Origin of the sequence: Pectobacterium sp. S5 (genome assembly GCF_051707265.1) — a bacterium.
Taxonomy (GTDB): domain Bacteria; phylum Pseudomonadota; class Gammaproteobacteria; order Enterobacterales; family Enterobacteriaceae; genus Pectobacterium; species Pectobacterium polare.
This window is the reverse complement of sequence record NZ_JAULSZ010000001.1, coordinates 346,871-368,261: the sequence shown is the minus strand read 5'-3', so window position 1 is coordinate 368,261 and position 21,391 is coordinate 346,871. Positions and strand designations below refer to the sequence as shown.

Here is a 21,391-nt window from a genome sequence, read left to right as displayed (position 1 = left end):
GCTGCGGCTATCTTAGCCCACCAGCTCCTGCGCATAGGCGTACAGCGCTTTTAGCTGTGCCATTTTCTCTTTATCGTCTTCATGCAGTTGATAAAGGTTGCTGAGTTCTGACAGATAGGACTGCAAGCGCTCCAGCGTAAATACTGCACGCCGATGCTGTAACCAACGCTGTTGTTCGCGGTCGTCCAGCGTGCCGGGGAAATTGCGGGCGCGATAGCGGAAGAGCAGCGGTTCCAGACGATTATCGGCAAACGTGAGATCCAGCGCGGGGAGGTTCTGCGGGGCAGTTTCCTGAATAATCTTCATCGCCATGCGGTCAGCATCGCCAAAGAAGCCATCATAAAGCCGTAAATCGACATCATCAGATGCGGCGAACGCGGGGGCTTCAGCAAACAGCTCCACTACTTTTTCTCTGACGCTTGCGTTGTTGCGCAGCAGCGCCAAATTGTCCAGACAGCGTTGACGATCGATACCCAACCTTTCTGCATCTTCCTTCCGTAAGGTATTGGCCGGTGCTAAGACCGGACATTTATTGATGTGCACCAGCTTGAGTGGAACGGCGCTCTGATCCGCTTCTAACGCATCGCGGCGGGTGTATAACCGCTCACGCAATGCTGCGCTGTCCAGCTCCAGCAGCGGTGTCATATCGCCAGCCAGATCGCACATGATGACCGCATTACGGTTATCCGGGTGCCAGGCGAGCGGTACAATCCAACTGGTGTTACTCCTTGCCGCGCCAAACATACCAGACACGTGAACGAGCGGCTTCATTTGCGGGATATCAATCAGCGCGGAAATTTTGTTTTTGTTACGCAGCGGGAACAGATATTCAAACAGTTTAGGCTGGGCCTGCTTGAACAGCTTCGCCATAGCGATGGTGGCATAAACGTCGGACATCGCATCATGCGCCTGCTCGTGCGAAATACCATTGGCTTTCGTCAGATGCTCAAGGCGGAAACTGGGCAAGCCGTCATCGTTTTCCGGCCACACGATACCTTCCGGCCGCAGGGCATAGCAGGCGCGTAGTGCGTCCAGCAAATCCCAGCGTGAATTGCCGTTTTGCCAGCTGTAGGCGTAAGGATCGTAGAAGTTACGATAGAAAATATTGCGGCTGACTTCATCATCAAAGCGAATGTTGTTGTAGCCCATAATGCAGGTGCCGGGCACGCTGAACGCTTCATGGATCTGACGAGCGAACTCCGCTTCATTGACGCCTTTTGCCAGCGCGACCTGTGGCGTAATTCCGGTGATCATCACCGCTTCCGGTTCCGGCAGGTAATCATCCGCCGGACGACAATAAATGACGAGCGGCTCACCGATAATATTGAAATCCATATCGGTACGGACACCGGCAAACTGCGCGGGGCGATCGCGCGCAGGATGTTTACCGAACGTCTCGTAGTCATGAATGAAAAAAGTGGGTTGTGTTTTCTCGGCCATATATGCAGTTAGCTACGTGTGCGCGCTGAGCCTGAAATCAGGCAAAACAATCTGGAAAACGGCAAGGATACCATTGAATCCACTTTTCTGTGGCGCTTTCCTGATTTGCATCACTTCCCTGACTTACATCAATAGGAGGGTAGATAGAATCGCTAGGCATGACTGTGTCCATTCGGTTACAATTTTCGTTCTAATGCGAATGATAATTAAATTCTTTATTGCCCCGTAGATCACTCTGCGGGGTAGCATTCGGCAACAAACAGCGAAATGGAGAACACACTTATGCGGTTAAATGCGGTGCGATTGAATGCAACGTTTGCAGTGAAGGCGACGTTATTGGCATCTATGTTTGTTCTGGCCGGCTGCGATCAGCAGGCATCGTCTTCAGAAGGAAGTCACACGGTCAGCATTGAGCATGCGCAGGGCACCACTCAGGTTCCACAGCCGCCGAAAAAAGTGATTGTGTTTGATCCTGCCTCATTGGATACGCTGGACGCGTTGAAGGTCGACGGGATTGCCGGTGTACCGAAAAGCAGTACGCCGTTGCCTGCGTTTTTATCAAAGTACAACAGCGATACTTACCTGAACGCCGGGACGCTGTTTGAACCTGCCTATGAAACGCTCAGCAGCGCGAAGCCCGATCTGATTATTGCCGGTGGACGTACGCGCGACGCCTACGACAAGTTGAGCGGCATCGCACCGACGATCTCGATGGACGTGGATGAGCACCAGTTTATGACGAGCTTTATCCAACGCATCGAGCAACTGGGCACAATCTTCGGTAAAGAAGATGAAGCGAAGAAACAGATTGATGATTTCAAACAGCAGATCGCCCAAACGCGCGCTAAAACCGAAAATGCAGGCAATGCGCTGGTCCTGATGGTCAGCGGCGGCAAAATGTCTGCCTACGGTCCTAAATCGCGCTTTGGCTTCGTGTTTGATGAGCTGGGCTTTAAACCCGCGACCGAGTTCCCTGATTCCGGCCGACATGGCAACGTGGTGACCTCTGAATTCTTACTGAGCGTGAACCCGGAGTGGCTGTTCATCCTCGATCGTGACAGTGCGATTGGTCGCCCAGGTGGGGAATCGGCCCAACAGGTGCTGGATAACCCGCTGATTCACAAAACCAACGCCTGGAAAAATAATCGCGTGATCTATCTGGATTCTGCATCGCTGTATATCGCTGGGGGGCTGCAAAGCTATAAAAACCTCGTGACTACCGTCAGTGACGCGTTAGATAAGCAATAACGGCAGGTTACGGCAGAATCAATGAAGTCTTTTTACTATTCGCTGGGTCTTGTCTTTCTGGCCTGTATGATCGTTGTCAGCCTGTTTGTTGGGGCAGGGCAACTGAATATGCAGGCTGTGTGGAACGACCCGGAAATGCGCGATATTTTCTTTATCAGCCGCGTTCCTCGCACGCTAGCTTTGCTGCTGGCGGGCAGCGCCATGAGTGTGGCTGGTCTCATCATGCAGTTGCTGACGCAAAACCGTTTTGTTGAACCGTCTCTGGCGGGGACCACACAGTCGGCTAGCTTAGGTTTGCTGGTGGTGATGATCGCCGTGCCCGGTGCGACGATTTTCACCAAGATGGTGGTGGCGAGCCTGTTCGCTTTAGCGGGTACTTTCCTGTTCATGATGCTGCTCCAGCGGATTGTGCTGAAATCCGCGCTAGTAGTGCCGCTGGTCGGCATTATGCTGGGTGCGGTGATCAGTTCAATTACCACGTTTGGCGCGATGTATTTTGATCTGCTACAGGCGCTTGGCAGTTGGGAATCCGGCGATTTCTCCGGTGTCTTGCAGGGGCGTTACGAGCTGCTCTGGTTGGTTGGCGCGTTAACGCTGGTGGCCTGCTGGATCGCTGACCGCTTCACGGTTGCGGGCATGGGCCGCGAGTTCTCCGTTAATGTCGGCCTTAACTATCGGCAGGTGATGATGATGGGGCTGAGCATTATCGCCATCGTCAGCGGTGTGGTGGTCGTGGTGGTCGGCAGCTTGCCGTTTATCGGACTGATCGTGCCGAACCTGATCAGCATGATGATGGGCGACAATGTGCGCAAAACGATCCCGTGGGTGTGCCTGCTCGGCGGCGGTCTGGTGCTGTGCTGCGATATCATCAGCCGCGTGATTCGCTATCCTTTCGAGATTCCGGTGAGCGTGATTCTTGGCGTCATTGGCGCTGCCGTTTTCCTTCTCTTATTGCTAAGCCAGAAACGCCATGTCAGTCAATGAACGTAATACGGTGCTGACCGGAGCCGTCAGCGAAAAACGTGCGGGGTTATCGCCGACGCAGCGGTTGATGTGGCTGGCTGTTGCGGCTGCTGTGGTGATCGTGCTGTTTATGACCATCAATCTAGGCAGCAACCTGCGCTACATTTTGACGCACCGCGGGCTGATGCTAACGACGATGCTGCTGGTAGCGTTTGCCGCCAGTGCGTCGACCGTGCTGTTCCAAACGGTGACGAATAACCGGGTGCTGACGCCGTCGATTATGGGGTTTGAAGCCCTGTTTATCCTGATTCAGACCTCGTTAGTATTTGTTTTCGGGGTTAGCGGCATTCCGGGTCTGGGCGTTGAAGGCAAATTCGTTCTTGAGACGCTGCTGCTCATTCTCTTCTCCGCGCTGCTGTATCGCTGGCTGTTTACCGGCAGCCGCAATAACCTGCATCTGGTTTTACTGGTCGGAATTATCTGCGGCACGCTGTTTCGCAGCATGGCGGGCTTAATGCAGCGTCTGCTGACGCCCGGCGAGTTTGCCATCTTACAGGGGCGGATGTTTGCCACCTTCACCCGTACAGTGCCTGAACTGGTAGCGCTGTCGGTTGTGATTACGCTGGTGGTCGCCGTGGTGATCTGGCGTATGCGCTTTCGGTTTGATGTACTGGCGCTGGGGCGTAATAACGCGATTAACCTGGGTATCGACTACAAACGCAGCGTCACGATCATTCTGCTGCTGGTTTCCGTGCTGGTTGCCATTTCAACGGCGCTGGTCGGTCCGCTCACCTTTTTGGGCTTTATGGTCGCGAACCTTGCCTATTTAGTGATTGGTTCCAGCCAGCATCGCCTGTTGCTGCCCGCCGCTTTCCTGCTAGGTGTGATTTCACTGGTTGGTGGACAGCTGGTGCTTGAGCATCTGCTGGATATGTCTGGGGCGCTGTCGGTCGTGATCGAATTTGTGGGTGGATCGCTGTTTATTGTGTTGCTACTGAAAAAGGTTTCCGTGTGATTGAGATCGGCAATGTAACCAAAGCGTATAATAACGTTAAGGTATTAGATAATGTCACCGCGACGGTGCCTCGTGGTGGTGTCACGTCGATTATCGGCCCGAACGGTGCAGGGAAGTCGACATTATTGTCCATCATCAGTCGCCTGCTGGACGCTGATCGCGGACAGGTAAAGGTCAACGGCATGGACGTGATGACCACGCCAAGCGATAAGCTGGCGACGTGTTTGTCCGTGCTGCGTCAGGAAAACCAGTTTACCAGCCGCTTAACGGTAGCGGAGCTGGTGGGTTTCGGCCGCTACCCTTATACCAAAGGGCGGCTGAATGCTGACGATCGTGAACGCATCAGCGCTGCGCTGGCATTCCTCAACCTGACCGAATTGAAAGATCGCTTTTTAGATGAGCTTTCCGGCGGCCAGCGTCAACGAGCCTATGTCGCGATGGTGCTGTGTCAGGACACGGAATATGTACTGCTGGATGAGCCGCTGAATAATCTGGATATGAAACATGCGGTGGCGATGATGAAACAGATTCGCCGTGCGGCCGATGAGCTAGGTAAAACCATCGTGCTGGTTATCCACGATATCAACTTCGCTTCCGCCTATTCGGATTACATTATTGCAATGCGCAAAGGGCAGATTATCTACACGGGAAAACCGGAAGACATCATGGTGTCCGAGGTGTTAGAAGATATTTTCGATACGGAAGTGGCCATCGAGCAGGTTCATAACCAGCGTATCGCGGTATATTATCGTTGATGGTTGATGACAGATTATCCGCTCAGCGAGGTGTTAGCGCAAAGGGCGTAAGCACTGCTTGAAAGACGCTGGGTATAACCTGTATGGTGAATGCATAAAGAATTTATGTATGACTTAAGGTAAGGGTAAAAGATGGATAAGGACACTAAGCCGTGTTTCCAGGATGTGCTGGAATTCGTGCGCATGTTTCGTCGTAAAAACAAACTTCAGCGTGAAATCGTCGACAACGAGAAGAAAATTCGTGATAACCAGAAGCGCGTTCTGCTGCTGGACAACCTGAGCGAATATCTTAAACCTGGCATGTCCATTGAGGACGTACAGAATATCATCGCCAACATGCGCGGTGATTATGAAGACCGCGTCGATGACTACATCATCAAAAACGCCGATCTGTCGAAAGAGCGCCGTGAACTGTCTAAAAAGCTGAAAGCGATGGGCGAAGTTAAGTAACCTGATGCGCCATTTCTTATGGTAAACAGCTACGGTAAATAGCTACTGTAAACGGCTCTGCTGTAAAAGGATCGCTTCTGCGGTCCTTTTTCTTTTGCAGCGCGTCAGGTTTTTAACAAAGCTTGTTAATCCTGACTAAAGCGGCACGTTAGCGCTCCCTGTGGCGAACAAAACTGGCGGAAAGCCGATCGAGCAAAATTGCCATTAGCACCACCACCATTCCACTTTGTAAACCCAAGCCGATATCAAGCTGCTGAATGCTACTGAGAATGTCATTGCCAAGCCCGCCCGCACCGACCATGGAGGCAATGATCACCATCGACATCGCCATCATAATGGTCTGGTTCACCCCTGCCATGATCGATGGTTGAGCGGCGGGTAACTGTACTTTCCACAGCAGTTGCCACGGCGTACAGCCAAAGGCGACACCCGCTTCAATGCGGGCAGCATTTACCTGACGGATCCCTAAATCGGTCAGACGTACGACTGGCGGCATGGAGAATAAAATGGTGGCGAAAATACCGGGCGGCCGACCCAGACCAAACAAGATCGTCGCGGGAATCAGATAAACAAAGGCGGGCATGGTCTGCATAAAATCTAACAGCGTACGCACTATGCTGCCCACTACCGCGCGGCGTGCGCTCCAGATGCCCAGAGGAATACCGAACAGCAGGCTGAAAAACGTGGAAGAGAGCGTCAGCGCGAGAGTGATCGATGCGTGTTCGCTGTACCCGCTATAGATGATGTAGAGCGTGGCAAGCAATGCGAACAGGGCGAACCCTTTTCCGATACGCCAGAACCCGATACCCACGGACAGGATCACCAGCCCCCAGGGTGTTAACCATCCCGTGAGCGTCTCCATGCCCCCCGCGAAGGCATCAATACTCGCCGCCAACGCGTCAAAAAAGCCCCCGCTTTGCGACAAGAGTGTGTGGATCGCGCTGTCAATCTGGCGGCTAAAATCGAGTGGATAACGCATACATTGACCTTATCGGCGCGTTGCCGAGGTATCGGCGTAGCTTTCCGCATAATTTTCCGCGAGTTGCCAGCGTGAGGTGTCCACGCCGGAGAAAAAATGGCGCACGTAGGGTGTCGCTGGGGTATTGATGAGGGTTTCCGCCTGACCGACCTGCACCAGATTGCCCTGTTCCATGATGGCAATGCGTGTTCCCAACCGTAGCGCTTCTTCCATATCGTGAGTGACAAACACGATGGTGCGCTGCTGCTGCGCCTGTAATGTCAGCAATAGCGACTGCATTTCCCGACGAATGATGGGATCCAGCGCGGAAAACGCCTCATCCATTAGCAGCACTGACGGGTTCACCACCAGCGCTCTGGCAAGCCCGACACGCTGTTGCATCCCACCGGAAAGCTGGTGGGGATAGTGGTTTGCGACCTGACCGAGCCCGACCTGTTCCAGCATGTCCTGTGCTTTCTGATGACGTGCTGCACGACTCACTCCGGCGACTTCCAGACCGAATGCCACGTTATCCAATACCGTGCGCTCATCGAAAAGCGCGAAAGACTGGAAGACCATGCCCATTTTTTGACGACGCAGGGCGATCATTTGCGCGGATGAGAGTGATGCCAGTTCCTGACCGTCAAATAACACCGAACCGCCAGTGGGGGGAATCAGAAAATTCAGCGTGCGTAAAAGCGTTGATTTTCCTGAACCTGAAAGGCCAACGATGACAAAAATTTCGCCCGGATAAATTTGCAGATTAATATTATTCAAGGCATTAACCGACGTTTGCTGTTTAGCGCGAAAAAAAAGACTGCCTTTTTCTTTTCTGGAATAATTTTTATTGATTGCACGCAATTCGATAATTGGCTCTGACATGGCCATATCACCTATTTTCTGAGAATCATTATACGCTAACCTAAAATAACCAGGCCAAGTTAAAGATTTCATTGCAGAGAATAGAACTATTCCGCATTAGTTTAGCGATATTATTGCAATGCACTTTTTTTGAGGTGGAAATTCCACGCCTCATCTAATAACCACGCTTTTACTTTTTCCTGCTGAGCTGATGACGGCTTTCCACTGGCAGAGATTAAGTAATATCCCCGCTCGGTTCGCATTTCTGGCCCGCAGCGGAAAAGTTGTTTGCTGGCGAGAAACGAGTCAATTAAGGGGCGCCAGCCGAGGGCAATGCCTTGACCTTCAATCGCGGCCTGAATCACCAGAGAGTAAGCGTTAAACGTACGTGATGCCGTATGCTGCTGGCTGACAACCTGATGCTGTCGGAACCAGTCTTCCCACGTTAACCAGCGCTGCGGATGCGTTTCTGGCAGTTTTATTAGCGGATATTCCAGTAGTTTGTCAGGCGAGGCATTGGCTCCGATTTCATCGATAAGATTTTGATTACAAACGGGAACGACGTCTTCGGGAAACAGGCGCTGCGCCTGCGTACCCGGCCAGTTTCCGTTGCCAAAATAGATGGCCAGATGCGCATTGTTGTCGCGAAAGTTGTAGTCGTTGGGCGAGGTGGAAATTTGTACCTCTACACCGGGAATCAGCGCCTGAATGTCGTTCAGACGTGGCAGCAGCCAGTAACTAGCGAACCCCATATCGGTATCGATTCGCAATGTGCTCCGCTGGTAGCGCGTGCGTTCCAGTTGTTCGCTGATATCGTTAAGACAAGAGCGAACAATTTGATAAAGCCCATTACCTGATTCGGTGAGTTCTACACCACGGTGACGACGTTCAAATAACGGTGTATTCAGCAGATTTTCAAGCAGTTGAATGCGCTGACTCACGGCTGGTTGAGAAAGGCTAAGCTCATTTCCCGCTGCGGTAAAATTGCCATGGCGCGCCGCCGCCTCAAACACCACTAATACTTGTAACGGCGGTAACTGTAATTTACTTGCCATAATCTGACCTTATCCCATGATAATAAAATACCCCCTTCACAGAATGAAAAGGGCGTGCGATAAAAATATCACGATTCATTTAATCAATTTTAATTTCTGGTTAATTATGCTTATAAATAAACCGAATATCGTTATTCTCATGGCCGATCAATTAACAGCCTCGGCATTACGAACGTATGGAAATAATGTCAGTCTGACCCCGAATATTGACAGGCTGGCGCGTGAAGGCGTGGTATTTGAATCCGCGTATTGCAACAGTCCGCTGTGCGCGCCGTCGCGGGCATCATTGATGACGGGCCAGCTCATCTCACGGAATGCCGTATTCGATAACGCCGCCGAGTTTCACGCCGATTCGCCGACGTTCTGCCACTATCTACGCGAACAGGGTTACCGCACCTGGCTTTCCGGCAAGATGCATTTTTGTGGCCCCGACCAACTACATGGCTTCGATGAGCGGCTGACGACGGATATCTATCCTGCGGATTTTGGCTGGACGCCTGACTGGCGTCATCCCGAGCGGCATCTGGACTGGTATCACAATATGAGTTCAGTGCTGGAGGCGGGCGAATGCGTGCGAACCAACCAGCTTGATTTTGATGATGAAGCCCTGTTCTTGGCGCGCCAACGGTTGTATGACGCCGCCCGTCGCCCCGAGGATCAGCCGTTCCTGTTGCTGCTGTCGTTGACGCATCCACACGATCCGTTCGCCATTCCCCGCCGCTATCTCGACCGATTCAACGCCGAGGATATCGATTTGCCGAAAACACAGGCTGGCGACGTTGAGGACGATCCCCATTCCGCCCGCCTGCGGGCAATGTATCAACTGGAGGAGGGGCTGCTTAGCGAAGATGACATTCGCCGAGCCCGCCATGCCTATTACGGTGCGATGGCCTATGTGGATGACTGTTTTGGTGAGATTGTGCGCACGCTAGAAGAAACTGGGCTTGCAGACGATACCCTCGTTTTTGTGGTCGCCGATCACGGTGAAATGCTGGGCGAACGCGGTCTGTGGTACAAGATGACGTTCTTCGAAAATGCGGTTCGCATTCCGTTTATTGTGCATAACCCGAAACGTTTCGCGCCGCGTCGTGTCACAGAGAACGTTTCGCTGGTCGATTTGCTGCCCACCCTCTGCGAACTGGCTAGCGGTGAGGATCGCTCAGCGCAGGCGATTGCGCCGCTGGATGGACGCAGCTTAGTACCGCATCTGCGTGGAGACGTTGGCCCAGATGGCGTATACAGCGAGTATCTGGCTGAGGGGGCAATAGGCCCAATGGTGATGATACGGCGTGGGCCGTGGAAATACATTCACTCCCTGAGTGAAGCACCCCAGCTGTTCAACCTGCAAGAGGACCCGGATGAAAAGCGCAATCTTGCGGCAGACAGCGAATATCAGGGCGTTGTTCAGGATTTTTTTAAAGAAGTGGCCGCGCGCTGGCAGTTGGACGACCTGAACCAACAGGTGCTGGCGAGCCAGCAAAAGAGACTGTTTTTAACCCGTATAGCAGGCCGTGACGCGATTCCTAAATGGGATTTCCAGCCTCATCAGGCAGCCTCGCAACGCTATATTCGCAACCATCAAACACTGGATGAGCAGGAAGCCTTTGCTCGCTACCCACAGCCGTTAAAAAAACCAATCGGGGAAGAATAATGAAGCAGAAATCATTGTCGGTATTCATGCTGTTGGCCAGTGCTGCGCTACTGCCTGTGACCAGTTTCGCCGCGGAAGACCCACGCTGTGCGGTGGTTACGCAATCCGATCCCGGCTGGACGGACATCGCGGCAACCAACGCCGTGTCTGGCGTGGTGCTCAAGGCGCTGGGCTATCAGCAAAAGGTGCAGAATCTTTCCGTGGCGCTGGCTTTTCAGGGGCTGAAAACCGGGCAGGTTGATGTGTTTCTCGGTAACTGGATGCCCGCGCAGGAACCGGTTATCAGCAAATATATTGCGGATGGTTCAATCAAGGTGCTCGGGGCGAATCTCCCGGCCGCTAAATTCACACTGGCGGTGCCGGAATATGTTGCAGAGGCAGGTGTAAAAGACTTTGCCGATTTACAAAAATACGCCGATAAGTTCGACCACAAAATATACGGTATCGCACCGGGTGCGCCAGCTAACCAAAATATTAAAAAGATGCTGGATAAACAGGATCTTGGGCTGCAAGGCTGGAACCTCGTGGAGTCCAGCGAGAGCGGGATGCTCGCGCAGGTGACCCGTGCGACGAGCCGCAATCAGTGGGTCGTTTTCCTCGGTTGGGAACCGCACGCGATGAATACGCGCTTCAAACTTAAGTATTTAAGTGGTGGGGATGCCTATTTCGGCCCTAACTACGGTAGCGCTACGGTGAATACGGTGACGCGTAAGGATTTCGCCACGCAGTGTCCGAATATTAATCGTTTTTTCAGTCAGTTAACGTTTGATGTCGCGCTGGAGAATGCCATCATTACCCGCATTCTGGATGATAAACAAACTGCCGAAGAAGCGGCGCGCGCAGAACTGGCGAAGCACCCAGAACGGCTTTCAAGCTGGCTTAACGGCGTAACCAACCGCGAAGGCCAGCCTGCCGAAGCTGTCGTGAAAAAAGCGCTCGGGATTTAATGTGGTACGCCGCAGCCAGATTGTTGTCATCGCACTATTTGAGGGAAACGCAGGAAGCTGAAAGTGGAATCAGGTTCACAGCTTGGATGTCATTTACTGACATTTAGCTGTTTTCTTGCGAAGCGTTTCCCTACCCGACGTTTTCGTTCTGTTGCATCAGTTTGAGTTGCTGCAACATGCCAGGACGAACCACAGGGAAAGAGGGAAGGGTGTGTTATGGCAAGGGACGATGCTAGTCAAAGGGATGATGTCCGTAAATAGTCTGGCTTGGACGAGCGTGCTGGGTATTCTGCCGTTGCTTTTCTTACCGCAGATTCCCGCACAAATGCTGCTGTGGTGGGGCATTGGGCTATCCACCTGCGTGATGCTAGTCGGATATCGTCACGCGGGGATACGCTGTGTGGCGCTGGTTGCCATGAGTTTTTGCTGGGCATCGTTGAATGCTCAAACTTTACTGTTACAAGTCGATCGCGTTACACAGGGTCAGGTTAACGCTGTCGTGACGATCAGCAGTATACGGTTCAACGAGCATGGTGATGATTGGATCACGGTTCGGCTGGAAGAGATCGATCAGCGCCGGATCTTCCCTCCATTATATGCCCAACTGACCTTATCACCGGCTATGGAAAACTGGTGTGGTGGCCAACGTTGGGCAATCACCGCCAGTTTGCGACCCATTCACAGTCGACTCAATGAAGGCGGCTTTGATAGCCAACGCTGGGCGATAGCCAAACGGCAACCGTTGTCGGGTCGTGTGCTCACGGCAAAGGCAGTTGATAGTCATTGTGACTTTCGCCAGCGCACGATTGTACAGGCGGAGCAGCAGGTGCAGGGATTAGCGTGGCGTTCTATTTTACTGGCGCTGACGTTTGGTGAGATGAAAACGGTTAGCCCGGAACTCAAGGCGCTACTTCAGAATACCGGGACGATGCACCTGATGGCGATCTCTGGTCTCCATATCGTGCTTGCGGGTCTGGTTGGTTGGGGAATGGCGCGGGCGTTACAGTATGGCTTTCCCGTGCAGTGGATTGGCTATCGTTTCCCATTACTGACGAGCGCTGTGGTTGCCTGGGGATATGTCTGGCTGGCAGGGGGAAATCCGCCTGCGGTGCGCTCGGCACTGGCGCTTAGCGTATGGATTTGCCTAAAAGTGTGGAACGTCAATGGCTCAGCCTGGCAGGTCTGGCTATGGTGTGTCGCGTTGATTCTGGTCAGCGATCCATTGAGCGTACTGTCAGACAGTTTTTGGCTATCTTGCCTTGCTGTTGCGTCGCTGATTTTCTGGTTTCAATGGGCACCGCTTCCTCATCGGTTACAGACTCGACGGCGCTGGTTTTGGCTGCGCTGGATCCACCTGCAAACGGGAATCACGCTGCTACTGATGCCCTTGCAGCTTCATATTTTCCACGGTTTCAGTATTACTTCTCTGCCCGCAAACCTTTGGGCTGTGCCTTTGGTGTCCTTCGTTACCACACCACTCATTTTGCTGGCATTGAGCACGATGGCATTCGCGCCGCTGGGTGAAATACTCTGGTGGCTGGCGGATATTTCGCTGCGTGTGGTATTCGCCCCGCTGACGTATCTACAGACGGGATGGATTTATCTTGATGCATCGCTGCTGCTCGTGAGCGTCGCGGGTTGGGGCGCGGTTGTGATATGGCGCTTTAGCTGGTGGCGCATCTATCCGGCGAGTGTCGGTGCTCTGATTGTGGTTTTACTGGTCTTTCGCATAAAGACTGATGAGCCGGATTGGCGTGTGGACATGTTGGATGTTGGTCATGGTCTGGCGATTGTGATCGAACAGCGTGGGAAAGCGGTGTTATACGACACGGGAAACCGCTGGGAAGGGGGTGATATGGCGACGCGAGAAATTCTACCTTACCTGCGATGGCGGGGTGTCGACGTGGAAAACATTATCCTGAGCCATAGCCATATGGATCACATTGGGGGGCTGGAAACGCTACAGCTTGCTTACCCTGAAGCAACGATATATAGCGCGACCAATGCGATGAATCATCGTTCTTGCCAACGCGGCGAACGTTGGCGCTGGCAGGATCTCACGTTTACCGTGCTGTGGCCGTTGGAGCTTGTAGAACGAGCGGAAAATAACGACTCCTGCGTTATTCGCGTTGATGATGGAAAATACAGTGTCCTACTGACGGGCGATTTGGAGTCAGATGCGGAAAAGGCATTGATTAGGTTAGATCGCAGTGCCCTGCATGCGAATTTGTTACAAATCCCTCACCATGGCAGTACGACATCATCATCTCCTCCCTTTATTCGTGCGGTTAATGCCGAGTTTGCTATGGCTTCAGCGGCGCGTTATAACCCGTGGCGGTTGCCTTCAGTAAAGATTGTTGAACGATATCGGCAATATGGCTACTCATGGCGGGATACCGCATCATTCGGGCAGTTAAGTGCACGTTTTTTCAGCGATTCATGGCACATTCTGCGGTTCAGGGATCACATATCGCCTCGTTGGTATCATCAGTGGTTTGGCGTAGAGCGGTATAATGAGTAAAATGGTCGGCTATTTCTTCCCGATTCAGGTTTACTACATGCTGAATGATAAAGATCTCTCCACCTGGCAGACGTTTCGCCGCCTATGGCCGATGATCTCTCCTTTTAAGGCAGGGCTTGCTGCTGCTGCAATCGCACTCATTATTAACGCCGCTGGCGATACGTTAATGCTTTCTCTGCTCAAGCCCTTATTGGATGAGGGATTTGGTAAAGCAGAACGTTCCGTATTGCTGTGGATGCCGCTGGTCGTCATTGGGTTGATGCTAGTGAGAGGGCTCTCTGGGTTTGTCTCCAGCTACTGTGTTTCTTGGGTTTCCGGCAAAGTGGTGATGAATATGCGTCGCCGCTTGTTCTCCCATATTATGGGCATGCCGGTGTCGTTCTTCGATCAGCAGTCAACTGGGACGTTGTTATCCCGAATCACCTACGATTCGGAGCAGGTCGCGGCGTCGTCATCTGGCGCGTTGATTACGGTTGTCAGAGAAGGGGCCTCAATTATCGGCCTGTTTATTCTGATGTTCTACTACAGTTGGCAGTTGTCCATCATTCTGATTGTGATTGCGCCGATCGTGTCGATCGCCATGCGCGTGGTATCCAAACGCTTCCGCAATATCAGTAAAAATATGCAGGATACGATGGGGCATGTCACCACCAGCACGGAGCAAATGCTTAAAGGCCACAAAGAAGTACTGATGTTTGGTGGTCAGGAAGTAGAAACCAAGCGTTTTGATCAGGTCAGCAACCGGATGCGTCAGCAGGGCATGAAAATGGTGTCCGCATCGTCGATTTCCGATCCTATCATCCAGTTGATTGCTTCGCTGGCGTTAGCATTTGTGCTGTATGCTGCCAGCTTCCCCAGCGTGATGGAAACGCTAACGGCGGGGACGATCACGGTGGTGTTCTCTTCCATGATCGCACTGATGCGTCCGTTAAAATCACTGACCAACGTTAACGCGCAGTTCCAGCGGGGTATGGCCGCGTGCCAGACGCTGTTTGCGATTCTGGATATGGAGCAGGAGCGTGACACGGGCAAACTCGAGATCGATCGTGCGAAAGGTGAACTTGAATTTCGTCAGGTAAATTTCGCCTATCCAGGAAGAGAAAATCTGGCGCTGAAGAATATCAATCTGCATATTCCCGTGGGTAAAACCGTGGCGTTGGTTGGCCGTTCTGGTTCTGGGAAGTCAACGATTGCCAGTTTGATCACGCGTTTTTACGACATCCAATCAGGTGAAATTCTGCTCGATGGTCACGACCTACGTGAGTATCGCCTGTCTTCGTTGCGTAATCAGGTCGCGCTGGTTTCTCAAAACGTCCATCTGTTCAACGATACGGTAGCGAACAACATCGCCTATGCACGCAATGAGCACTATAGCCGTGAGGATATTGAGCGTGCGGCGACAATGGCGTATGCGATGGATTTCATCAATAAGATGGAACATGGTCTGGATACGATCATTGGTGAAAATGGCGTGATGCTTTCTGGCGGACAGCGGCAGCGTATCGCAATTGCCCGTGCTCTACTACGTAATAGCCCGATCCTGATATTGGATGAGGCGACGTCGGCGCTGGACACGGAATCTGAACGTGCCATTCAGGCTGCATTAGACGAGCTGCAAAAAGATCGTACCGCACTGGTGATTGCACATCGCCTTTCCACGATTGAAAAAGCGGATGAGATTCTGGTGGTGGAAGACGGCAGAATCATTGAGCGTGGTGATCATACTGCGTTACTGGCGGCGAACGGTGCCTATGCTCAACTGCATAGAATGCAGTTTGGCGAATGATTGAGCGCATCTGGTCTGGGCGGTCGCGGCTCTATTGGCTGCTGTTGCCGCTTTCGTGGCTATACGGACTCATCACGTTTCTGATTCGCCAGAGCTATCAACTAGGGTGGCGGAAAAGCTGGCGATCTCCCGTTCCCGTCGTGGTTGTGGGGAATCTGACGGCAGGTGGCAATGGGAAAACACCGGTCGTCATTTGGCTCGTCGAACAGTTGCAACGCAGAGGCTATCGTGTCGGTGTGGTGTCACGCGGTTACGGTGGGAAAGCTGAACGTTATCCGCTGCTGCTGGATGAGTCGGTAACGACGGCGCAGGCCGGTGATGAGCCGGTGCTGATTTTCCAGCGTACCAGTGCGCCCGTTGCGGTCGCTCCCCGTCGGCGGGATGCGGTGAGTGCATTATTGGCACAGCACACGCTAGATGTGGTGATCACCGACGATGGATTACAGCACTATGCGTTGGAAAGAGATATCGAGCTGGTTGTGATTGACGGGATGCGGCGTTTTGGCAACGGATGGTGGCTGCCTGCTGGCCCAATGCGGGAACGAGAAAGCCGTCTGGCGTCAGTGGATGCCGTCATTGTTAACGGCGGTACGCCGCGAGCAAACGAGATAGGCATGACATTAACGGCGGGTATGGCGGTTAACTTGTTTTCTGGTGAATCACGACCGCTGAGCCAACTGCATGATGTCGTTGCGATGGCGGGCATCGGACATCCCCCGCGTTTTTTTGCGACGCTGCGTGATGCCGGTGTTAGCATTGCACGTGAAGTCGCCTTTGCTGACCATCAATCGTACCAGCCAGAACAGCTCGACTCGCTGACTCAGGATGCGATGCAGCCGCTGCTGATGACGGAGAAAGATGCCGTAAAATGTAAGGCATTTGCTCAGGATAACTGGTGGTATCTGCCCGTCGATGCCGTTTTAGCTGAGCCCTACGGCACGCAGTTGCTCGACAAACTGGAAAATGTGCTTAATCGGAATGCGGGCAGTAGAACATAAATTGGTCTGCTACCACGGTTTCAGATATCCCTTGTGGATATCACCTTATTAGATCGCTGCTGTAGCGAGAAAGAAAATATCGGTCATCGATCGGTCAAAGATGGAGGAAGCATGGATCACCGTTTACTTGAGATTGTTGCCTGTCCTGTTTGTAATGGTCGGCTGTACTTTAATAAAGAGAAACTGGAACTGATCTGCAAGGTCGATGGTTTGGCCTATCCGGTTCGTGATGGTATTCCTGTGCTGCTGGAAAACGAAGCGCGTAAACTCGGGGCTGATGAGATAACACAATGACCTTTACTGTGATCATTCCTGCGCGTTTTGCGTCAAGCCGACTGCCGGGTAAACCGCTGGCGGACATCAATGGCAAACCGATGGTCGTCCATGTGATGGAGCGGGCGCTGGAATCGGGGGCACAGCGCGTTATTGTGGCCACCGATCATCCCGACGTCGAGGCCGCTGTGCAGCAAGCTGGTGGCGAAGTGTGCCTGACCCGCGCCGATCATAATTCTGGTACAGAGCGTTTGGCTGAAGTCATCGAACGTTACGGTTTTACCGATGATGACATCATCGTTAACGTTCAGGGCGATGAACCGCTCATTCCTTCCGTTATCATTCGTCAGGTGGCGGAGAATCTTGCCGCCAGTAAAGCAGGAATGGCAACGCTGGCGGTGCCGATTGAAACCAGCGAAGAAGCATTTAACCCGAATGCAGTAAAAGTCGTTACTGACGCTGAGGGATACGCGCTGTATTTTTCCCGAGCGACGATTCCCTGGGACAGAGAGCGTTTTGCTCAGTCTAAGGAAACCATTGGCGATCACTTTCTGCGCCATATCGGCATCTATGCTTACCGTGCGGGCTTTGTGCGTCGTTATGTCAGTTGGGCACCGAGCCAGCTGGAGCAAATCGAGCTACTGGAGCAACTGCGTGTGCTGTGGTACGGCGAGAAGATTCACGTTGCGGTCGCCAAAGCTATTCCTAGCGTCGGCGTGGATACCCCAGAAGATCTGGCCCGTGTGCGACAGGTCATGGCAGGTCAGTAAGATCTACCACGCTATGCTGCGATAAATACGTCATGGGGGGAATCTATTCTTGCCGGAATAGATTTTCCCTATATACCTGTCATACTTCAAGCTGCTTGTGCGTTGGCTGCCCTTACTCACCCCAGTCACTTACTGGTGTAAGCTCCTGGGGATTCGCGCAGTTGCCGCCTTCACGCAACTCGAATTATTTAGGGTATAACGTCTCTCTTAATACGACATATTATCTTTTAAATTATTTAGCACTTATTTAGATAAGTATTCTTAAAAATTCTCAAATTACGCTACGTCGCTTTATTTATGCGGATGGCTTATTCCCATGATGAATTAAATCGTCGCGAGTGGAACTTTTATTTTCATAGTTAAATGCTACTATCAATTCGCCATGTTTTTGCATGGCGTTTTTGTTATTTCAACTAAGGACGGTAATGATATGAATGCTAAACGTTACATCGCAAAAATTCTTCTCGGCGGTATGTTAATGGGGGCTGCCGCGGGCAGCAGCGCGGCGGTCTATTACATGGCTCCCAACGGCAACGACGCGAATAACGGCAGTAAAAACTCCCCCTGGAAAACAATCGACCGCGCACAGAAAACATTAAACCCTGGCGACCGCCTGTGGATCCGTGGCGGTAAATACGTGTTTACCAAAGGGCTAAACGTCTGTACGACGCGTACCGATGTGGTGAATGCGATCACGCTGAGTAAGAGCGGTACTGAAGGTAAGCGCATTGAGTATTGGGCATCTAGCGGAGAAGTGCCGATTTTTGATTTCAGCCAGATGCAGGATGATTGCCGGGTTAAAGGGTTCAACGTCGTTGCAGATTGGGTTTCCGTAAAAGGACTGGAAATAACCGGTGTCCCACAGCGTAATAACCTTAACCATGAGTCCTGGGGCGTGTGGATAAGGGGCAGCAATAATATATTCGAGCAGTTGAATATTCACCATATTATGGGGACGGGGCTGTTCATCCAGCGTGGGGGGAATAACCTGGTATTGAATAGTGACTCTCACCATAATTACGATCCACTGACCTCTAATGGTGCTGGCCAAAGTGGAGATGGTTTTGGTGCACATATCCCTGCTAACCAACCGGGTAATATTTTCCGCGGTTGCCGGGCGTGGTCAAACTCGGATGATGGCTTCGATTTAATTAATGCCTATTCTCCAGTGTTGATTGAAAACTCCTGGGCCTGGTCACACGGTTATTTACCGGGGACGACACAATCACTGGCTGCGGGTAACGGCAATGGTTTTAAAATCGGTGGCTACGGCGGCGTTTATGTGGCGAATGCGGTGAAACATACTGTGCGTAACTCGGTTGCATTTTTAAATAAAGCGGCCGGTTTTTATGCCAATCACCATCCGGTAGCGAACGATTTCTTCAACAACACGGGCTATAAAAATAACCCGAACTTTAATATCCGCGGCATTGATGCCAACGGAAAAGCGATTGGGCTGGGTACGCTACGCAACAATGTTTCTCACGGTGGGAAAGACCTGTCGTTCTCGGATGGCGCGAACATGCGCTACAACTCGTGGGATCTGAAAATTGCGGTATCAGATTCTGATTTCGAGAGCGTTTCCGTGACCGGATGGGACGCACCGCGTCAGGCTGACGGCAGTTTGCCAGTACTGAAGAGCCTGCGTCTTGCTTCAGGCAGCGCGCTGATCAACAAGGGTGGGGATGTCAAACTACCTTACAAAGGTTCAGCGCCAGACCTGGGTGCCTTCGAACGCGAATAATGGCAGTGTGTTAACGCACTAGCCTGTCACTCCGATATTCCCTGCTGACGAGCAGGGAATATCGCGCTGCAACAACCGAAGCAGGGAGTTCTCCCTGCTGCCCTTGATCCTCTTTTATTTGATCTGCGTTGAAGTATTTGTCTTCTGTTCGCCGCATCATGGTGAGTGGAGCCATTTGGCTCAACTCAGGTATAGCCGTTTATGGAACAATTGAAATCAGAACTCAGTACGGTGTTGGGGGAAAGCCTCAGCCGGCTTGAGCGCATAAGCGAACAGCCGTATGCGGATCTGTATGCCTTGTATGATAAAGAAGGCAACGCCATGCCTTTGTTGGCTAAAAGTTATGTTTGTCAGGGCGTGGCGCAGCAGGAAGCCTACAAGCTTTCGATGCTGGCGCGTGAAGGCGACGTACGTTTGCCAACCGTTTATGGATTGGTACTGACGCAACAGCAGCCTTATCGGGAACTGCTGCTGATTGAGCGCTTGCGCGGTGTATCGGTGGAAGCGCCGCCAAGAAACGGCCAGCGCTGGACGCTGCTGATGGACCAAATTGTTGAAAATGTATTGGCTTGGCACCGAATTGATAGCCATGGCTGCGTCGGTTCCGTGGACAGCACGCAGGACAATGATTGGTTCAGCTGGTACCAACAGCGTCTGGAAGTCCTGTGGTCCACGTTGCTCAACGTCAATGCACCGCAGCTTACGCAGCAGGATCGGAGCGTACTTTATCGTTCGCGCCAGTGCTTAGATATGTTGTTTGACGATTTCGAGGATGGCTGTGTGTTGGTACACGGTAACCTGTCGCTGCGCAGTATGTTGAAGGATGCACGTAGCGATCAGCTATTGGCAATGATCAATCCGGGAATGATGCTGTGGGCACCCAGAGAGTATGAACTCTTCCGGCTTTGTGAATCCGGTATGCCGGAGCAGCTGCTTTATCACTATCTGAAACAGGCACCGGTATCAGAATCCTTTGTCTACCGGCGCTGGCTATACGTCATTTGGGAAGCCGTCTCCCGCTATATCCATACGGGGCAGCTAGACCGTCAGCTATTTGATGTGGCTTCCCGAGAGCTATCTCCCTGGCTGGAGTGAGTCTGCGGTTGTTCCGCGTCGCGTGGTGCTGCCGAAGTTCCCTTCAGTGCCTGCCAGAGGCGACCGAGCGTTTCGTACCAGGCTCGCTCGCTGTGCGATAAATAGTAAGCGGAAGGGAACACTTTTTCCCACGGGTTGAGCGCGGAGGTGATCGCCATCTGATTTGCTGGTGCGGGAATCGGCGCTAACCCCTCAGCCTGGAAGAATCGAATGGCGCGAGGCAAATGGTTGGCTGAGGTCACCAGCAAGAAAGGGCGATCGCCAACAATCTTAGCGGTTGCAGCCGCTTCTTCTTCCGTATCCCTTGGCGTATCCAGAATGACGATATCCTGCTGGGGAATCCCCAAACTTTCGGCGACCAACGCCGCGGTTTTTGCACTGCTGACAGGGTTACCCTGCGCGGCTCCACCGGTAAAAATCAATTTTGCGCCGGGATTGGCATGATAAAGGCGAACGCCTTCCGTGACGCGTGGGAGACTGTTGCTGATGAGATTAGAACTGGGTGCCCATTCCGCGTTATAGGTATATCCCCCGCCTAGCACGACAATATACTCGGCTTTGCTCGTCTGCGGCGTTGGCCGCCAGGTTGGGTAGTGTGATTCCAGAGGTAACAACAGTCGATCGGCAACAGGCTGTAGGCTGAGCAGAATAAGCATCAGCCAACTGGCTAATATTATCGCTTTCCCCGTGCGTTGCCGTTGGGTAAACCAAAGCAGCAACAGACCAACACCCATCAGAAGCAATAGCAATGGCAGGGGCTGAAGAAGGCCACCGACGAACTTTTTGAGTGTGAAAAGCATAAAATTGCATTCCTTTTGAGTGAAAAAACCGCATCCGGGAAGATATCATGCGGTAAGGCCA

At 52.3% G+C, this 21,391-nt stretch carries 19 protein-coding genes; 14 read left to right on the top strand and 5 right to left on the bottom strand.

Annotation, left to right across the window (positions count from 1 at the left end):
• Positions 1-12 precede the first annotated feature (12 nt).
• Positions 13-1,440 (bottom strand): exodeoxyribonuclease I, encoded by a 1,428-nt coding sequence (sbcB, locus tag QWJ20_RS01705; protein ID WP_433991700.1) that lies wholly within the window; start codon positions 1,438-1,440, stop codon positions 13-15.
• 303 nt (positions 1,441-1,743) lie between these two features.
• Between sbcB and QWJ20_RS01700 the strand changes: the two genes are divergently transcribed.
• The 5 genes from QWJ20_RS01700 to tmaR all read left to right on the top strand — a co-directional run bounded on the left by QWJ20_RS01700 (position 1,744) and on the right by tmaR (position 5,871).
• Entirely contained in the window at positions 1,744-2,688 is a 945-nt protein-coding gene (locus tag QWJ20_RS01700) for a siderophore ABC transporter substrate-binding protein (protein ID WP_433992368.1), read from the top strand.
• Positions 2,689-2,709: 21 nt separating this feature from the next.
• The gene (locus QWJ20_RS01695; RefSeq protein ID WP_010277087.1) at positions 2,710-3,672 is read left to right on the top strand and encodes an ABC transporter permease; all 963 of its coding nucleotides are present in this window, start codon (positions 2,710-2,712) and stop codon (positions 3,670-3,672) included.
• Positions 3,659-4,666: an iron chelate uptake ABC transporter family permease subunit gene (locus QWJ20_RS01690; protein ID WP_433991699.1), complete on the top strand. Its 1,008-nt coding sequence runs from the start codon at positions 3,659-3,661 to the stop codon at positions 4,664-4,666. The genes QWJ20_RS01695 and QWJ20_RS01690 overlap by 14 nt, the downstream gene beginning before the upstream one ends.
• Positions 4,663-5,421: an iron ABC transporter ATP-binding protein gene (locus QWJ20_RS01685; protein ID WP_010277081.1), complete on the top strand. Its 759-nt coding sequence runs from the start codon at positions 4,663-4,665 to the stop codon at positions 5,419-5,421. The genes QWJ20_RS01690 and QWJ20_RS01685 overlap by 4 nt, the downstream gene beginning before the upstream one ends.
• Positions 5,422-5,553: 132 nt before the next feature.
• Positions 5,554-5,871 carry a PTS system regulator TmaR gene (gene tmaR, locus QWJ20_RS01680; protein WP_005967626.1) on the top strand — a complete coding sequence of 106 codons (318 nt, stop codon included), beginning with the start codon at positions 5,554-5,556 and terminating at the stop codon, positions 5,869-5,871.
• Positions 5,872-6,019: 148 nt separating this feature from the next.
• Here tmaR and QWJ20_RS01675 read toward each other — a convergent pair whose 3' ends face one another.
• The 3 genes from QWJ20_RS01675 to QWJ20_RS01665 form a co-directional block, all read right to left on the bottom strand.
• Positions 6,020-6,850, bottom strand: a complete 831-nt coding sequence (locus tag QWJ20_RS01675) for an ABC transporter permease (protein WP_095699256.1) — start codon at positions 6,848-6,850, stop codon at positions 6,020-6,022.
• A 9-nt stretch (positions 6,851-6,859) separates the two neighbouring features.
• The gene (locus QWJ20_RS01670; RefSeq protein ID WP_433991698.1) at positions 6,860-7,711 is read right to left on the bottom strand and encodes an ATP-binding cassette domain-containing protein; all 852 of its coding nucleotides are present in this window, start codon (positions 7,709-7,711) and stop codon (positions 6,860-6,862) included.
• 110 nt (positions 7,712-7,821) lie between these two features.
• Positions 7,822-8,745: a LysR substrate-binding domain-containing protein gene (locus tag QWJ20_RS01665; RefSeq protein ID WP_433991697.1), complete on the bottom strand. Its 924-nt coding sequence runs from the start codon at positions 8,743-8,745 to the stop codon at positions 7,822-7,824.
• A 106-nt stretch (positions 8,746-8,851) separates the two neighbouring features.
• Between QWJ20_RS01665 and betC the strand changes: the two genes are divergently transcribed.
• From betC to QWJ20_RS01620, 9 genes are all read left to right on the top strand, one after another.
• Positions 8,852-10,396 carry a choline-sulfatase gene (gene betC, locus QWJ20_RS01660; RefSeq protein ID WP_433991696.1) on the top strand — a complete coding sequence of 515 codons (1,545 nt, stop codon included), beginning with the start codon at positions 8,852-8,854 and terminating at the stop codon, positions 10,394-10,396.
• Positions 10,396-11,343 (top strand): choline ABC transporter substrate-binding protein, encoded by a 948-nt coding sequence (choX, locus tag QWJ20_RS01655; RefSeq protein WP_433991695.1) that lies wholly within the window; start codon positions 10,396-10,398, stop codon positions 11,341-11,343. Before betC ends, choX begins: the two co-directional genes overlap by 1 nt.
• Positions 11,344-11,590: 247 nt before the next feature.
• A complete protein-coding gene (locus QWJ20_RS01650) occupies positions 11,591-13,864 on the top strand; it encodes a ComEC family protein (protein ID WP_433992367.1) in 2,274 nt (757 codons plus the stop codon).
• 37 nt (positions 13,865-13,901) lie between these two features.
• A complete protein-coding gene (gene msbA, locus QWJ20_RS01645; protein WP_433992366.1) occupies positions 13,902-15,650 on the top strand; it encodes a lipid A ABC transporter ATP-binding protein/permease MsbA in 1,749 nt (582 codons plus the stop codon).
• A complete protein-coding gene (lpxK, locus tag QWJ20_RS01640) occupies positions 15,647-16,648 on the top strand; it encodes a tetraacyldisaccharide 4'-kinase (RefSeq protein ID WP_433991694.1) in 1,002 nt (333 codons plus the stop codon). Before msbA ends, lpxK begins: the two co-directional genes overlap by 4 nt.
• 111 nt (positions 16,649-16,759) lie before the next feature.
• The gene (locus QWJ20_RS01635) at positions 16,760-16,942 is read left to right on the top strand and encodes a Trm112 family protein (RefSeq protein ID WP_005967647.1); all 183 of its coding nucleotides are present in this window, start codon (positions 16,760-16,762) and stop codon (positions 16,940-16,942) included.
• On the top strand, positions 16,939-17,691 hold the full coding sequence (kdsB, locus tag QWJ20_RS01630) for a 3-deoxy-manno-octulosonate cytidylyltransferase (protein ID WP_039500731.1): 753 nt from the start codon (positions 16,939-16,941) through the stop codon (positions 17,689-17,691). The genes QWJ20_RS01635 and kdsB overlap by 4 nt, the downstream gene beginning before the upstream one ends.
• A gap of 430 nt (positions 17,692-18,121) precedes the next feature.
• Positions 18,122-19,435: a pectate lyase PelN gene (gene pelN, locus QWJ20_RS01625; protein ID WP_039481296.1), complete on the top strand. Its 1,314-nt coding sequence runs from the start codon at positions 18,122-18,124 to the stop codon at positions 19,433-19,435.
• A gap of 201 nt (positions 19,436-19,636) precedes the next feature.
• Positions 19,637-20,530: a YcbJ family phosphotransferase gene (locus QWJ20_RS01620; RefSeq protein WP_433991693.1), complete on the top strand. Its 894-nt coding sequence runs from the start codon at positions 19,637-19,639 to the stop codon at positions 20,528-20,530.
• On the opposite strand, the gene elyC is transcribed toward QWJ20_RS01620, so the two are convergent.
• Positions 20,482-21,330 carry an envelope biogenesis factor ElyC gene (elyC, locus tag QWJ20_RS01615; protein ID WP_174870453.1) on the bottom strand — a complete coding sequence of 283 codons (849 nt, stop codon included), beginning with the start codon at positions 21,328-21,330 and terminating at the stop codon, positions 20,482-20,484. The genes QWJ20_RS01620 and elyC overlap by 49 nt on opposite strands.
• Between the last annotated feature and the right edge of the window lie 61 nt (positions 21,331-21,391).

What these genes read in the sequence shown, in the direction of transcription:
- QWJ20_RS01670 (WP_433991698.1), bottom strand. Translation starts at nt 7,711, where the DNA reads ATGTCAGAGCCAATTATCGAATTGCGTGCAATCAATAAAAATTATTCC.
- msbA (WP_433992366.1), top strand. Translation starts at nt 13,902, where the DNA reads ATGCTGAATGATAAAGATCTCTCCACCTGGCAGACGTTTCGCCGCCTA.
- sbcB (WP_433991700.1), bottom strand. Translation starts at nt 1,440, where the DNA reads ATGGCCGAGAAAACACAACCCACTTTTTTCATTCATGACTACGAGACG.
- elyC (WP_174870453.1), bottom strand. Translation starts at nt 21,330, where the DNA reads ATGCTTTTCACACTCAAAAAGTTCGTCGGTGGCCTTCTTCAGCCCCTG.
- QWJ20_RS01695 (WP_010277087.1), top strand. Translation starts at nt 2,710, where the DNA reads ATGAAGTCTTTTTACTATTCGCTGGGTCTTGTCTTTCTGGCCTGTATG.
- QWJ20_RS01690 (WP_433991699.1), top strand. Translation starts at nt 3,659, where the DNA reads ATGTCAGTCAATGAACGTAATACGGTGCTGACCGGAGCCGTCAGCGAA.
- betC (WP_433991696.1), top strand. Translation starts at nt 8,852, where the DNA reads ATGCTTATAAATAAACCGAATATCGTTATTCTCATGGCCGATCAATTA.
- QWJ20_RS01650 (WP_433992367.1), top strand. Translation starts at nt 11,591, where the DNA reads ATGTCCGTAAATAGTCTGGCTTGGACGAGCGTGCTGGGTATTCTGCCG.
- QWJ20_RS01665 (WP_433991697.1), bottom strand. Translation starts at nt 8,745, where the DNA reads ATGGCAAGTAAATTACAGTTACCGCCGTTACAAGTATTAGTGGTGTTT.
- pelN (WP_039481296.1), top strand. Translation starts at nt 18,122, where the DNA reads ATGAATGCTAAACGTTACATCGCAAAAATTCTTCTCGGCGGTATGTTA.
- lpxK (WP_433991694.1), top strand. Translation starts at nt 15,647, where the DNA reads ATGATTGAGCGCATCTGGTCTGGGCGGTCGCGGCTCTATTGGCTGCTG.
- tmaR (WP_005967626.1), top strand. Translation starts at nt 5,554, where the DNA reads ATGGATAAGGACACTAAGCCGTGTTTCCAGGATGTGCTGGAATTCGTG.
- QWJ20_RS01675 (WP_095699256.1), bottom strand. Translation starts at nt 6,850, where the DNA reads ATGCGTTATCCACTCGATTTTAGCCGCCAGATTGACAGCGCGATCCAC.
- QWJ20_RS01635 (WP_005967647.1), top strand. Translation starts at nt 16,760, where the DNA reads ATGGATCACCGTTTACTTGAGATTGTTGCCTGTCCTGTTTGTAATGGT.
- QWJ20_RS01620 (WP_433991693.1), top strand. Translation starts at nt 19,637, where the DNA reads ATGGAACAATTGAAATCAGAACTCAGTACGGTGTTGGGGGAAAGCCTC.
- kdsB (WP_039500731.1), top strand. Translation starts at nt 16,939, where the DNA reads ATGACCTTTACTGTGATCATTCCTGCGCGTTTTGCGTCAAGCCGACTG.
- choX (WP_433991695.1), top strand. Translation starts at nt 10,396, where the DNA reads ATGAAGCAGAAATCATTGTCGGTATTCATGCTGTTGGCCAGTGCTGCG.